Origin of the sequence: Bacillus sp. GC_Bacil_1 (assembly GCF_026540675.1) — a bacterium.
In the GTDB taxonomy this organism is placed as follows: Bacteria; Bacillota; Bacilli; order Bacillales; family Bacillaceae_G; genus Bacillus_A; species Bacillus_A cereus.
Genome location: NZ_JALNUG010000003.1, coordinates 231,024 through 246,085, shown reverse-complemented (window position 1 = coordinate 246,085; position 15,062 = coordinate 231,024). Strand labels below are relative to the sequence as shown.

The following is a 15,062-nucleotide window of genomic DNA, read 5'->3' as shown; positions in this document are numbered from 1 at the left end:
GCACAAGCTCCCTTTTTCCAATCTATATGAAATTTTGGTATAATACGAACAGCTTACATAACCGTGGAGGGGAAATGCATGAAAAAAGAGAAGAGTTCACTTTGGGAATGGATTAAAGCAATTTTGATTGCTGTTGTATTAGCTGGTGTTATTAGACAGTTTTTCTTTGCTCCAATTCTCGTAGACGGGGTATCGATGGCACCTACTTTACATGATCGTGATCGAATGATTGTGAATAAAATTGGTTATCACATTGGAGATCCAAAACGCTTTGATATTATCGTATTTCGAGCAACAGAAGATAAAGATTACATTAAGCGCATTATAGGCCTGCCAGGCGATGAAATAGAGTATCGTAATGATAAACTGTATGTTAACGGAAAGGCTTATGAGGAGCCGTATTTAGACAAGCAGAAAAAGCAAATTGCTGACGGACCGCTTACATATGATTTTAATCTTGAAGAAATGACAGGCAAGAAAACTGTTCCAAAAGATCAATTATTTGTTTTAGGTGATAATCGTCGTTTTAGTAAAGATAGCCGTTCAATCGGTACGATTTCAAAGGATCAAGTAATTGGTAAAGCCAATATGTTATATTGGCCGTTAGAAGACGCACGTATTGTGAAATAAATGAAAAAGAAGGTGGCAACATGGTAATTCAATGGTTTCCAGGGCATATGGCGAAGGCTAGACGCCAAGTAACGGAGAAATTAAAATTAATTGATGTTGTAATTGAGCTTGTAGATGCTCGATTACCATTATCATCTCGAAACCCAATGATTGATGAAATCATTACACATAAGCCGAGGCTTGTTGTTTTAAATAAAGCGGATATGGCAGATGATCGTTTAACAAAACAATGGATCGCATATTTTAAAGAAAAAGGCCATATGGCAATTTCGATTAATGCGCAAGCTGGACAAGGTATGAAAGAAATTGCAGCAGCTTGTAAAGTGCTTGTTAAAGAAAAATTTGATAAAATGGTTGCAAAAGGTATTAGACCGAGAGCGATTCGCGCATTAATTGTAGGTATACCAAATGTTGGTAAATCTACATTAATTAATAAATTGGCAAAGAAAAATATTGCTAAAACAGGAGATCGTCCAGGTGTGACAACAGCTCAACAATGGATTAAAGTTGGGAAGGAAATGGAATTGTTAGATACGCCAGGTATTCTGTGGCCTAAATTTGAAGATCAATTAGTGGGTCTTCGCTTAGCGACGACGGGTGCAATTAAAGATTCAATTTTAAATTTACAAGATGTAGCTGTTTACGCATTACGTTTTATGGAGAAACATTATCCAGAACGCTTGAAAGAACGTTACAATTTAAATGAGATTCCAGAAGATATTGTGGAATTATTCGATGCAATTGGAAAAAATAGAGGCTGCTTAATGGGCGGCGGAATGATTGATTATGATAAGACATCTGAGCTTGTACTTCGTGAGCTTCGTGGTGGCAAACTTGGAAAAATGACGTTTGAGACACCGGAAGAGTTTGCAGAGCAAGTAGAAGATGTGGAAAAAACAGAAGAAGTATAAGACGTGCGTTTGTGCGTCTTTTCTTTTTGGATACGTTTAAAAAGGAGCTTGTATAAATGCAAACAATGACGATAAAAGAAGCGGAAAATGTATTGAAAGAAATTATGAATGAAGAAGATGATCGCTTTCAACTGTTAATGAAAGATGAGCGAAAAGGCGTTCAAAAGCTCGTTTTGAAGTGGTATAAACAAAAAGAGTTAGAACAGAAAGAAAAAGAGAAGTTTTTTGAAATGTCCAAGTATGAAAATGCTTTGCGTGAAAAAGGGGTCACATATATCGCGGGTATTGATGAAGTAGGGCGCGGGCCATTGGCTGGGCCTGTTGTGACGGCAGCTGTCGTTCTTCCTGAGGATTTTTATATTCCAGGGTTAAATGACTCAAAAAAGCTGAGTGAAGCGAAACGTGAGCGTTTTTATGATGAAATAAAAGTACAAGCGATTGCAATTGGAGTTGGAATTGTATCACCGCAAGTTATTGATGAAATTAATATTTACCAAGCAACGAAACAAGCGATGTTAGATGCTGTTGCAAATTTATCTTATACACCCCAACATTTATTAATTGATGCGATGAAGCTTCCCACACCAATTCCGCAAACTTCAATTATTAAAGGTGATGCGAAAAGTGTTTCGATTTCAGCTGCATCCATTATCGCAAAAGTAACGAGAGATCGTATGATGAAAGAACTGGGAGAGAAGTATCCTGAATACGGATTTGAGCAACATATGGGATATGGCACAAAGCAACATTTAGAGGCAATTGAAGTGCATGGAGTATTAGAGGAACACCGAAAGTCATTCGCGCCAATTAAAGATATGATTCAAAAATAAGCTGTAAATATACAGCTTATTTTTTATTTTGGCATATAAACATTACTATTTCCGAAAAAGAATAAAGCGATTTCAGTTTTCTGACACTTTATTGTAGACAGCGTGCCAATCATCTTATACAATGGCAATGTAATGTTTTTTAAACATTAAAAAACTTTTCGAGTAAAACAGGAAAACAGGGGAGGATGGGACCATGAATATCCATGAGTATCAAGGTAAGGCAGTCCTTAGAAGCTATGGGGTTAGCGTTCCGAACGGGAAGGTTGCATTTACAGTAGAAGAAGCTGTAGAAGCAGCGAAAGAATTAGGAACAGATGTATGTGTAGTGAAAGCACAAATTCACGCTGGTGGACGCGGCAAAGCTGGCGGAGTAAAAGTTGCAAAAAATTTAGATGAAGTTCGTACATATGCAGAAAGCATTTTAGGAACTACACTTGTGACACATCAAACAGGTCCTGAAGGTAAGGAAGTAAAACGCTTACTTATCGAAGAAGGTTGCGATATTAAAAAAGAATATTATGTAGGTCTAGTTTTAGATCGTGCAACTTCTCAAGTTGTTTTAATGGCTTCTGAAGAAGGCGGAACAGAAATTGAAGAAGTAGCAGAAAAAACACCTGAAAAAATCTTTAAAGAATATATTGATCCGGCAGTAGGCTTACAAGGTTTCCAAGCGCGCCGAATTGCATTTAACATCAATATTCCAAAAGAGCTTGTAGGACAAGCTGTGAAGTTTATGATGGGCTTATACCGTGCGTTTATTGAAAAAGATTGCTCTATCGCTGAGATTAACCCACTTGTTACAACAGGTGAAGGTAAAGTTATGGCACTAGATGCAAAATTAAACTTTGATTCCAATGCGTTATATCGCCATAAAGACATTTTAGAGCTTCGTGATCTTGACGAAGAAGATGCAAAAGAAATTGAAGCTTCAAAATACGACTTAAACTACATTCCTTTAGATGGAAATATCGGTTGTATGGTTAATGGTGCAGGTTTAGCGATGGCTACAATGGATATCATTAAACATTACCACGGTGACCCAGCTAACTTCTTAGATGTTGGTGGCGGTGCAACTGCTGAAAAAGTTACAGAAGCATTCAAAATTATCCTTTCTGACAAAAATGTAAAAGGTATCTTCGTTAACATTTTTGGTGGCATTATGAAGTGTGATGTTATTGCAGAAGGTGTTATTGAAGCAACGAAACAGGTAGGTCTTGAGTTACCTTTAGTTGTACGTCTTGAAGGTACAAACGTAGAACTAGGTAAGAAAATTTTAAATGAGTCTGGCTTAAATATTGTTGCAGCAGAATCTATGGCAGACGGTGCACAAAAAATTGTTTCACTAGTGGGCTAATAGAAAGCGGGGGAGAAAAATGAGCGTATTAGTTAATAAAGATACAAAAGTTATTGTTCAAGGTATTACAGGTTCTCAAGGTTTATTCCATACAAAACAAATGATTGAATACGGTACGAAAATTGTCGGTGGTGTAACGCCAGGTAAAGGTGGCACTGATATTGAAGGTGTACCAGTATTTGATACTGTAGAAGATGCAGTGAAAGCAACAGGCGCAAACGCTTCAGTTGTATACGTTCCACCCGCTTTTGCGGCTGATGCAATTATGGAAGCAGTTGATGCAGAAATTGATTTAGTAGTATGTATTACTGAAGGAATTCCTGTATTAGATATGGTAAACGTAAAGAGATATATGGCTGGTAAACATACACGTTTACTTGGACCAAACTGCCCAGGTGTTATCACGCCTGATGAATGTAAAATCGGTATTATGCCAGGATACATTCATAAAAAAGGTCATGTAGGTATCGTATCGCGCTCTGGTACTTTAACGTATGAAGCTGTACATCAGTTAACACAAGAAGGTATTGGACAATCTACTGCTGTAGGTATCGGCGGGGACCCTGTTAACGGTACAGACTTTATTGATGCGTTAAAAGCATTTAATGAAGATGAAGAAACACATGCTGTAATTATGATTGGTGAAATCGGCGGTACAGCAGAAGAAGAGGCAGCTGAATGGGTAAAAGCTAATATGACAAAACCTGTTGTAGGCTTCATTGGTGGTCAAACAGCGCCTGCTGGCAAACGTATGGGCCATGCTGGTGCAATCATTTCTGGCGGTAAAGGAACTGCTGCTGAAAAGATTAAAACAATGGAAGCTTGTGGCATTAAAGTAGCTGAAACTCCAGCAGTTATGGGAGAAACGCTAATCTCTGTTTTAAAAGAAAAAGGTTTATTTGAGACTTGCAAAAACTATTAATCTGTTGAAAAGACACCCTCTTACTTGAGGGTGTCTTTTTACACTTTTTCTGTTTACATAATAAAAATTATGGGTAAGGAGAATTGAGATGAAAAGAGAGCGATTATTACATCTTCATTACTTGCTAGCAGATTATTGGAAAGCGATGGAGAGGCTACTATATGTCGATCCAGAATTAAAGAACATATATACTTTTAACGAAAAACAAATGGAATACTACACTGGAATATCCTCGAAAAAATCTTCAGAACTAGTGAAATTTCTTCAAAGTTCAAATCTTCCGCAATATATATCTTATTTAGAGAAAAATCGTATTTTTTATATAACGATATGGGATGAAAATTATCCGCAATTATTACGTGAAATACAAGATCCTCCCTTCGTTTTATATGGAAAAGGAGAGAAAGATTTTCTCAATAAAGTAAATAAATTAGCAGTTGTTGGAACGAGAGAACCATCATTATATGGTCATGAGAGTTTGAAGTTTATTTTACACCCTTTATTAGAAAGAGAGTGGCTTATTGTCAGTGGGTTTGCAAAAGGGATAGATACAATGTCTCATGAGATTACAGTAAGGCATCATTGCCCGACTATTGCGATATTAGGGCACGGATTGTCGTTTATGTATCCGAAAGAAAATAGACATTTATATGAAATGTGGAAGGAATATATATTGTTATTGACAGAGTATCCTCCGCACTATGCACCGAAAAAATGGTATTTTCCAAAAAGGAACCGGATTGTTAGTGGTATAAGTAAAGGTGTTTTAGTTGTAGAAGCCAAATCGAGAAGTGGAACACTTATTACTGCAGACCTTGCATTAGAGCAAAATAGAGAGGTGTTTGCGCTTCCTGGACCTATATTTATAGAGGGGGCATCGGGAACGAATCATCTTATTCAACAAGGAGCAAAATTAGTAAGAAATGCAGAAGATATCTTGGAGGAGATTTTAAATTAACCTTATATTTTTAAATTTTTATTAAACAATTATTGACAAATGGTAGATTGGCACTGTATGGTATATTCATTCTTGATTGACAAAAACAAGAGAAATCAATAAGATTAATGAAGACTTGAATCCACCTCTTAAGGAGGCACTAGCATGTCAGATTACCTCGTAATCGTGGAGTCGCCTTCTAAGGCGAAGACCATTGAGAAATATTTAGGGAAAAAATACAAAGTTGTCGCGTCTATGGGACATGTTCGCGATTTGCCAAAAAGTCAAATGGGGATAGAAGTAAAGAACAACTTCACCCCGAAGTATATTACCATTCGTGGTAAAGGTCCCGTCTTAAAGGATTTAAAATCAGCGGCGAAAAAAGCAAAGAAAGTTTATCTCGCGGCCGATCCAGACCGCGAAGGGGAAGCGATTGCTTGGCATTTAGCGAATACGTTAAATGTGGACGTTGAATCAGATTGTCGGGTTGTGTTTAATGAGATTACGAAAGATGCAATCAAAGAATCATTTAAACATCCTCGCGCAATTAATATGGATTTAGTAGATGCACAACAAGCAAGACGCATACTTGATCGTCTTGTTGGTTACAATATTAGTCCTTTATTATGGAAGAAAGTAAAAAAAGGATTAAGTGCAGGGCGTGTACAATCTGTAGCAGTTCGTTTAATCATCGAACGTGAAAAGGAAATTCAAAGCTTTGAACCTGAAGAATTCTGGACAATTAAAACAGAATTTGTAAAAGGAAAAGACACATTTGAAGCAAGTTTTTACGGTGTAGATGGTGAAAAAGTTCAATTAACGAATGAAACGCAAGTGAATGAAATAATTGAACAGATGAAAGACAATGCGTTTTCAGTTGAAAATGTAACGCGCAAAGAGCGAAAACGTAATCCTGCATTACCGTTTACAACATCTTCCTTGCAACAAGAAGCAGCACGTAAGTTAAATATGCGAGCAAAGAAAACGATGATGCTTGCACAGCAATTGTATGAAGGGATAGATCTTGGAAAACAAGGAACTGTAGGTCTTATTACGTATATGAGAACTGATTCAACACGTATCTCAGAAACAGCTCAAACAGAGGCACGTACTTACATCACTGAAGCGTATGGTACGGAATACATAGGAACAGAAAAGAAGAAAGAATCGAAAAAGTCAAATGCACAAGATGCACATGAGGCAATTCGTCCTACTTCGGTAATGAGAAAGCCAGAGGAACTGAAAAGTTTCTTAAGTCGTGATCAACTTCGATTATATAAATTGATTTGGGAGCGATTTGTTGCAAGTCAAATGGCGTCTGCTATAATGGATACTGTGACAGCGAGACTCATTAATAACAATGTTCAGTTCCGTGCAAGTGGATCGGTTGTAAAGTTCCCAGGATTTATGAAAGTGTATGTAGAGTCGAAAGATGATGGTGCGGAAGAAAAGGATAAGATGTTGCCGCCTTTAGAAGTAGGGGAAACTGTATTTTCAAAGGATTTAGAACCGAAGCAACATTTTACACAACCTCCTCCGCGCTATACAGAGGCCCGTCTAGTAAGAACACTTGAAGAACTTGGAATTGGAAGACCGTCGACTTATGTACCTACACTTGAAACGATTCAAAAACGTGGATATGTAGGTTTGGATAATAAACGCTTCGTTCCGACTGAACTTGGTGAAATAGTAATTGAACTTATTTTAGAGTTTTTCCCAGAAATTATTAACATTGAATTTACTGCCAATATGGAGCAAAGCCTTGATGAAGTAGAAGAAGGAAATGCCAATTGGGTGAAAATTGTTGATGATTTCTACGTAGGATTTGAACCGCGCTTAGAAAAAGCGGAAAAAGAAATGCGTGAAGTGGAAATTAAAGATGAGCCAGCTGGGGAAGACTGTGAATTATGCGGACATCCAATGGTCTTTAAAATGGGTAAATACGGGAAGTTTATGGCTTGTTCGAATTTCCCTGATTGTCGTAATACAAAAGCGATTGTGAAAGAAATCGGTGTAACTTGTCCGAAATGTGAAGAAGGACAAATTATTGAGCGTCGCAGTAACAAAAAGAAACGTCTTTTCTATGGATGCGGTACGTATCCAGAGTGTGACTTTGTATCTTGGGATAAGCCAATTGGTCGTAAATGTCCGAAGTGTGAAGGCATGCTTGTAGAGAAAAAGTTAAAAAAAGGCGTGCAAGTACAATGTATTTCGTGCGATTATGAAGAAGAACAACAAATGTGAGCGTAACTGCTCACATTTTTTTCGGGAAGAAAAGGAAAGGTGATATAAATGACAACACAAGTAGTAAACGTCATTGGCGCAGGTCTTGCAGGAAGTGAAGCAGCTTACCAAATTGCAAAACGTGGTGTCCAAGTTAGATTATATGAAATGAGGCCGGTAAGGCAAACACCAGCTCATCACACAGATAAATTTGCTGAATTAGTATGTAGTAACTCACTTCGTGCAAACACTTTAACAAATGCAGTTGGAGTTATTAAAGAGGAAATGCGTTTAATGGATTCTGTAATTATTCGTGCGGCAGACGAGTGCTCTGTACCAGCTGGAGGTGCTTTAGCTGTAGACCGTCATGAGTTCGCAGCTAAAGTAACAGAATACGTAAAAAACCATCCGAATGTAACTGTAGTGAACGAAGAGCTTACTGAAATTCCAGAAGGACCAACAATTATTGCAACAGGTCCACTTACATCTCCTGATCTTGCTGCACAATTAAAAGAACTAACAGGTGAAGATTATTTCTATTTCTACGATGCGGCAGCACCAATCGTAGAAAAAGACAGCATTGACATGAATAAAGTATATTTAAAATCGCGTTATGACAAAGGTGAAGCTGCATATTTAAATTGCCCAATGACAGAAGAAGAGTTTGACCGTTTTTATGAGGCTTTAATTGCTGCTGAGACAGTGCCTTTAAAAGAGTTTGAAAAAGAAATTTTCTTTGAAGGTTGTATGCCAGTAGAAGTTATGGCAAGTAGAGGGAGACAGACGCTAGTATTTGGACCTATGAAACCTGTTGGATTGGAAGATCCAAAAACAGGAAAAACGCCATATGCTGTTGTTCAGTTGCGTCAAGATGATGCAGCGGGAACTTTATACAATATCGTAGGTTTCCAAACGCATTTAAAATGGGGACCACAAAAAGAAGTGCTACAGTTAATTCCGGGACTGGAAAATGCAGAGATTGTACGTTATGGTGTAATGCATCGTAATACGTTTATTAATTCACCTAATTTGCTTCGTCCAACATATCAATATAAACAACGTGATGATTTATTCTTCGCTGGTCAAATGACTGGAGTAGAGGGATATGTTGAATCAGCAGCATCAGGATTATTAGCGGGAATTAATGCTGCACGTCTTGTGCAAGGTGAAGAGCCAGTTGTATTACCGTCAGTAACTGCAATGGGTAGCATGGCAAATTACATTACAGCAACGAATGCTAAAAACTTCCAACCGATGAATGCGAACTTCGGTCTATTTGCACCGTTAGAGAAAAAGATCAAAAAGAAAGCGGAACGAAATGAAGCATACGCAACACGCGCTTTAGAAACAATTCAAAATTTTGTAAATATTTAGTTAAATTTCTTGCAAAGGCTACTAAGTTGTGATACGATTTAGTAGCCTTTATTGAGGTGAGTTGTGTGAATGTGAAGAAATTGTTACAATTATTCGTTGGATATTTACAAATTGAAAGAAATTATTCAAAATATACAATTGCAAGTTATCAAAATGATTTAGAACATTTTGTGCAATTTATGGAGCGAGAAGGCATATCCTCTTTTTTAGACGTTACATACGCGGATGTTCGTTTGTACTTAACGACGTTGCACGATGAAAAGTTAGCCCGTAAATCTGTCGCAAGAAAAGTATCAAGCTTACGAAGTTTATATCGTTTTTTGATGCGTGAAGGTTATCGAAAAGATAATCCGTTTGCACTTGCGTCACTCCCCAAAAAAGAATTGTCAATCCCAAAGTTTTTATATGCTGAAGAGTTAGAGGAATTATTTGAAGTTTCTGACACGGGAACACCATTAGGTCAAAGGAATCAAGCTTTATTAGAGTTGATGTATGCGACTGGAATTCGTGTGAGTGAATGTGTCAATTTACAACTTACCGATATTGACTTTGCGGTGGGAACAATTTTAGTAATGGGAAAAGGAAAAAAACAAAGGTATATTCCGTTCGGAAGCTATGCGCAAGATTCTTTAATTACTTATATAGAGAATGGGAGAAAACAGTTAGTTAATAAGAATGACGAAGACTCTCGTATGGTATTTTTAAATGCGAAAGGTACACCGCTAACAAGTCGTGGAGTACGTTATGTTTTAAATGAACTCATTAAAAAGGCGTCACTGACAATGCGGATAAGTCCCCATATGTTAAGGCATACATTTGCTACACACATGTTAGATGAAGGGGCGGATTTACGTACTGTACAGGAGCTATTAGGTCATGAGAATTTGTCGACTACACAAATTTATACGCATGTCTCTAAAGAAAGATTGCGTTCTGTTTACATGAAGCATCACCCGCGGGCATAAATTGCTTTAAAAGCTATAAAAACAAATAAAGGAGTTTTTTCTATGGGGAATTTCCACGCTACAACGATATTTGCAGTTCATCATAATGGAGAATGTGCAATGGCTGGAGATGGTCAGGTGACAATGGGAAATGCTGTTGTAATGAAACATACAGCTCGTAAAGTTCGCAGACTTTTCCAAGGTAAAGTTTTAGCTGGTTTTGCAGGTTCAGTTGCTGATGCATTTACTCTTTTTGAAATGTTTGAAGGAAAATTAGAAGAGTATAATGGCAACTTGCAGCGTGCTGCTGTTGAAATGGCAAAACAATGGCGTGGCGATAAAATGTTACGTCAACTAGAAGCGATGCTCATTGTCATGGATAAAACAACTATGCTTCTTGTTTCAGGTACAGGAGAAGTGATTGAACCGGATGATGGTATTTTAGCAATTGGATCTGGTGGAAATTATGCGCTTTCTGCAGGTCGTGCTTTAAAGCAATATGCAAGTGAACACTTAACAGCGAAACAAATTGCGAAAGCGAGTTTAGAGATTGCTGGTGATATTTGTGTTTATACGAATCACAACATAATTGTTGAAGAATTGTAGAATCGTAAGGGAGGCATTTTATATGCATTTACATTTTACTCCGCGCCAAATTGTGGAAAAATTAGATCAATATATCATCGGTCAAAAAGACGCAAAGAAAGCGGTTGCTGTAGCGTTGAGAAATCGATACCGTCGCAGTAAATTAGCTGAAAATTTACGTGATGAAATAGCACCTAAAAACATTTTGATGATTGGACCGACAGGTGTTGGGAAAACAGAGGTAGCACGACGAATGGCGAAACTCGTTGGAGCACCTTTTATTAAGGTTGAGGCTACAAAATTCACAGAAGTTGGATATGTGGGTAGAGATGTAGAGTCGATGGTACGTGACCTTGTGGAAACATCGGTTCGTATCGTAAAAGAAGAAATGGTAGTGAAAGTTCAAGATAAAGCAGAAGAGCAAGCGAATCAACGTCTTGTTGAAATTTTAGTACCGAGTCCGGAGAAGCAATCTGGATTTAAAAATCCATTAGAGATGCTTTTTGGGGGCGCTCAAAATTCGAGTCAAACGTCTGATACACAAGAAGATGGTGAAATCGAAAAGAAACGTCAAGATGTGGAGAGAAAGCTTGCTGCAGGGCTTCTTGAAGAAGAGATTGTATCGATTGAAGTGACTGAGCAACAGTCGTCAATGTTTGATATGTTACAAGGAACTGGCATGGAGCAAATGGGAATGAATTTCCAAGATGCGTTAGGGAGTTTTATGCCGAAAAAAACAAAAAAACGTAAACTTTCTGTAAAAGAAGCAAGAAAACTCTTGACAAATGAAGAGGCACAGCGCTTAATTGATATGGATGAAGTTACACAAGAGGCTGTTTATCGTGCTGAACAGCTCGGGATTATTTTTATTGATGAAATTGACAAAATTGCTGGTAAGCAGTCGAATAGCGTAGATGTATCACGTGAAGGTGTGCAACGTGACATTTTGCCTATTGTAGAAGGGTCGAATGTTGCGACAAAATACGGATCAGTAAAAACGGATTATATTTTATTCGTTGCAGCTGGAGCGTTCCATATGTCTAAACCGTCGGATTTAATTCCGGAATTGCAAGGGAGATTTCCGATTCGAGTAGAATTAACAAAATTATCGACAGACGATTTTGTTAAAATATTAATCGAGCCTGACAATGCGTTAATTAAACAATATATGGCATTATTAGCGACCGAAGGTATAGAAATTGAATTTTCAGACGAAGCTATTCGTAAGATTGCTGAGATTGCTTATCAAGTTAATCAGGATACAGATAATATTGGAGCAAGAAGACTTCATACGATTATGGAGAAGCTCCTTGAAGATTTATCGTTTGAAGCATCTGAAATTACGTTAGAGAAAATAACGATAACCCCTCAATACGTTGAGGAGAAATTAGCAACAATTGCTAAAAATAAAGATGTGAGCCAGTTTATTTTGTAATAGTGTCATCAGGTGACTCGCCCTAGTTTCCAAGTGATGAAAAAATATGTGAGTAACATGTAGGAGGAACTTTTGAAATGGAATTATTAGCAAAAACAAGAAAATTAAATGCGTTATTACAGAGCGCAGCAGGGAAGCCTGTAAACTTTAGAGAAATGTCTGACACAATGTGTGAAGTAATCGAAGCAAACGTATTCGTAGTTAGTCGTCGTGGTAAATTACTAGGTTATGCAATTCACCAACAAATCGAAAACGAACGCATGAAGCAAATGCTTGCAGAACGTCAATTCCCAGAAGAATATACACAAAGCTTATTCAACATTACAGAAACATCTTCAAACTTAGATGTGAACAGTGCTTACACAGCATTCCCGGTAGAAAACAGAGAATTATTTGGTCAAGGTTTAACTACAATCGTACCAATCGTTGGTGGTGGTGAGCGTCTAGGTACATTAGTATTAGCTCGTCTTGGTCAAGAGTTCTTAGATGACGATTTAATCCTTGCTGAGTACAGCTCAACTGTTGTAGGCATGGAAATCTTACGTGAAAAAGCAGAAGAAATCGAAGAGGAAGCACGTAGTAAAGCTGTTGTTCAAATGGCGATCAGCTCATTATCTTACAGTGAGTTAGAAGCAATTGAGCATATCTTCGAAGAATTAAATGGAACAGAAGGTTTACTTGTTGCAAGTAAAATTGCTGATCGTGTAGGAATTACTCGTTCTGTAATCGTAAATGCACTACGTAAATTAGAAAGTGCTGGTGTAATTGAGTCTCGCTCTTTAGGTATGAAAGGAACATACATTAAAGTGCTAAACGACAAGTTTCTACAGGAACTTGCTAAATTAAAAACAAACTAATTTATAAAAAACTCTCCTCGATCGAGGAGAGTTTTTTTGTGCAATGGATTGATGGCGCTTGTGAAAAGTGCCATAAGCGTGTTTTCTGGGAAAACTATTAATTGTGTTTTACTTTTTTGCTTAAAAGAAATGAAGGTTGGTAATACTAGAATTCGAGTATGAACAAAGAAAGTTTTACATTGTTCGCATTTTCGACTTGATTGTAATATTTCAGTATGATATAGTAAGCAGTGGTGTCAGTACAAAGTACACACGTTTACTGATTTAAGTGTTGGTGCTACGTTTGTAGTTTCGCTTAGAGATGAAGTAAACGGAGGATATCAAAAACCATTTAGGAGGAACTATATTATGTCAGTAATTTCTATGAAGCAATTGCTTGAAGCTGGTGTTCATTTCGGACATCAAACTCGTCGTTGGAACCCAAAAATGAAGCGTTACATTTTCACAGAGCGTAACGGTATCTACATCATCGACTTACAAAAAACTGTGAAAAAAGTTGAGGAAGCTTACAGAACGATGCGCGACATCGCTGCTGAAGGTGGAGACATCTTATTCGTAGGTACTAAAAAACAAGCACAAGAAGCTATTAAAGAAGAAGCAACTCGTGCTGGTATGTACTTCGTTAACCAACGTTGGTTAGGCGGAACTTTAACAAACTTCCAAACAATCCAAAAGCGTATCAAGCGTCTTAAAGACATCGAAAGAATGCAAGAAGATGGTACTTTCGAAGTACTTCCTAAGAAAGAAGTTGTTCAACTTAAAAAAGAGTTAGAGCGTCTTGAGAAATTCTTAGGCGGTATTAAAGATATGAAAGGTCTTCCAAGTGCATTATTCGTAGTAGACCCTCGTAAAGAGCGTATTGCAGTTGCTGAAGCACGCAAATTACACATTCCAATCATCGGTATCGTTGATACAAACTGTGATCCAGACGAAATCGATCACGTTATCCCAGCAAACGATGATGCAATTCGTGCTGTAAAACTTCTTACATCTAAAATGGCAGACGCGATCCTTGAAGCAAAACAAGGTGAAGAAACTGTTACTGCGTAACAAAGTTGGAAAGGTGATAAGGGGTTCGGCCTTTTATCACCTTTTTTAAGGTATAAACACCTTTATAAAAGGTATAAATACATATTTTAGGAGGATGAAAAATATGGCAATCACTGCTCAAATGGTAAAAGAATTACGTGAAAAAACTGGCGCAGGTATGATGGACTGCAAAAAAGCTTTAACAGAAACTAACGGCGACATGGAGAAGGCAATTGACTTCTTACGCGAAAAAGGTATTGCGAAAGCTGCTAAAAAAGCAGACCGCATTGCTGCTGAAGGTTTAACTTTCATCGAAACAAACGGTAACGACGCTTTAATCTTAGAATTAAACTCTGAAACTGATTTCGTTGCGAAAAACGAAGGTTTCCAAGCACTAATTAAAGAATTAGCTGCTCACTTATTAACTAACAAACCAGCTAACGTTGAAGAAGCTATGGCTCAAACAATGGAAAACGGTAAAAACGTTGAAGAGCACATCAACGAAGCAATCGCTAAAATTGGTGAAAAACTTACACTTCGTCGTTTCGAAATCGTATCAAAAACTGATGCAGATGCATTCGGCGCTTACCTACACATGGGTGGACGCATTGGTGTATTAACAGTTCTTGAAGGTTCTACTGATGAAGCTGCTGCTAAAGATGTTGCAATGCACATCGCTGCAGTTAACCCTAAATACATCGACCGCGATGCTGTAACAGCTGAAGAAGTTGAGCATGAGCGTCAAGTATTAACACAACAAGCATTAAACGAAGGCAAGCCTGAAAAAATCGTTGCAAAAATGGTTGAAGGCCGTCTAGGCAAATTCTTCGAAGAGATTTGCTTACTTGACCAAGCATTCGTTAAAAACCCTGATATGAAAGTTCGTCAGTTCGTTGAGTCTAAAGGCGGAACATTAAAAGGATTCGTTCGCTACGCTGTTGGTGAAGGTATCGAAAAACGCGAAGACAACTTTGCTGAAGAAGTAATGAACCAAGTAAAAGGTAGTAACTAATACAGATTAGGGAACACAT

At 37.7% G+C, this 15,062-nt stretch carries 14 protein-coding genes; all 14 read left to right on the top strand.

All coding sequences use genetic code 11. From position 1 onward, the window contains the following. The first annotated feature begins 78 nt into the window (after positions 1–78). The 14 genes from lepB (at position 79) to tsf (ending at position 15,043) form a co-directional block, all read left to right on the top strand. The gene (gene lepB / locus OXT04_RS06590) at positions 79–630 is read left to right on the top strand and encodes a signal peptidase I (RefSeq protein ID WP_000711852.1); all 552 of its coding nucleotides are present in this window, start codon (positions 79–81) and stop codon (positions 628–630) included. 20 nt (positions 631–650) lie between these two features. Then, complete coding sequence (gene ylqF / locus OXT04_RS06585) at positions 651–1,541, top strand: ribosome biogenesis GTPase YlqF (RefSeq protein ID WP_097822647.1); 891 nt, start codon at positions 651–653, stop codon at positions 1,539–1,541. A gap of 56 nt (positions 1,542–1,597) precedes the next feature. Next, positions 1,598–2,371, top strand: coding sequence for a ribonuclease HII (locus OXT04_RS06580; RefSeq protein ID WP_001194269.1), 774 nt, complete (start codon positions 1,598–1,600; stop codon positions 2,369–2,371). Positions 2,372–2,564: 193 nt separating this feature from the next. Next, on the top strand, positions 2,565–3,725 hold the full coding sequence (gene sucC, locus OXT04_RS06575) for an ADP-forming succinate--CoA ligase subunit beta (protein WP_001020790.1): 1,161 nt from the start codon (positions 2,565–2,567) through the stop codon (positions 3,723–3,725). Positions 3,726–3,744: 19 nt separating this feature from the next. Then, positions 3,745–4,647: a succinate--CoA ligase subunit alpha gene (gene sucD, locus OXT04_RS06570; RefSeq protein WP_000115178.1), complete on the top strand. Its 903-nt coding sequence runs from the start codon at positions 3,745–3,747 to the stop codon at positions 4,645–4,647. A gap of 88 nt (positions 4,648–4,735) precedes the next feature. Continuing rightward, a complete protein-coding gene (gene dprA / locus OXT04_RS06565) occupies positions 4,736–5,605 on the top strand; it encodes a DNA-processing protein DprA (protein WP_000818046.1) in 870 nt (289 codons plus the stop codon). Positions 5,606–5,749: 144 nt separating this feature from the next. After that, entirely contained in the window at positions 5,750–7,828 is a 2,079-nt protein-coding gene (gene topA / locus OXT04_RS06560; protein WP_001286955.1) for a type I DNA topoisomerase, read from the top strand. A 48-nt stretch (positions 7,829–7,876) separates the two neighbouring features. Beyond that, positions 7,877–9,181: an FADH(2)-oxidizing methylenetetrahydrofolate--tRNA-(uracil(54)-C(5))-methyltransferase TrmFO gene (gene trmFO / locus OXT04_RS06555; RefSeq protein WP_000213006.1), complete on the top strand. Its 1,305-nt coding sequence runs from the start codon at positions 7,877–7,879 to the stop codon at positions 9,179–9,181. Positions 9,182–9,246: 65 nt separating this feature from the next. Next, positions 9,247–10,146 carry a tyrosine recombinase XerC gene (xerC, locus tag OXT04_RS06550; protein WP_267414037.1) on the top strand — a complete coding sequence of 300 codons (900 nt, stop codon included), beginning with the start codon at positions 9,247–9,249 and terminating at the stop codon, positions 10,144–10,146. 42 nt (positions 10,147–10,188) lie between these two features. Beyond that, entirely contained in the window at positions 10,189–10,731 is a 543-nt protein-coding gene (gene hslV / locus OXT04_RS06545; protein ID WP_000526274.1) for an ATP-dependent protease proteolytic subunit HslV, read from the top strand. A gap of 22 nt (positions 10,732–10,753) precedes the next feature. Continuing rightward, positions 10,754–12,145: an ATP-dependent protease ATPase subunit HslU gene (hslU, locus tag OXT04_RS06540; protein ID WP_000550085.1), complete on the top strand. Its 1,392-nt coding sequence runs from the start codon at positions 10,754–10,756 to the stop codon at positions 12,143–12,145. Between the two features lie 77 nt (positions 12,146–12,222). Continuing rightward, complete coding sequence (gene codY, locus OXT04_RS06535; RefSeq protein WP_000421290.1) at positions 12,223–13,002, top strand: GTP-sensing pleiotropic transcriptional regulator CodY; 780 nt, start codon at positions 12,223–12,225, stop codon at positions 13,000–13,002. 348 nt (positions 13,003–13,350) lie between these two features. Beyond that, positions 13,351–14,052 carry a 30S ribosomal protein S2 gene (rpsB, locus tag OXT04_RS06530; RefSeq protein WP_000111485.1) on the top strand — a complete coding sequence of 234 codons (702 nt, stop codon included), beginning with the start codon at positions 13,351–13,353 and terminating at the stop codon, positions 14,050–14,052. A gap of 103 nt (positions 14,053–14,155) precedes the next feature. Continuing rightward, entirely contained in the window at positions 14,156–15,043 is an 888-nt protein-coding gene (gene tsf, locus OXT04_RS06525; protein WP_001018577.1) for a translation elongation factor Ts, read from the top strand. Positions 15,044–15,062 lie beyond the last annotated feature (19 nt).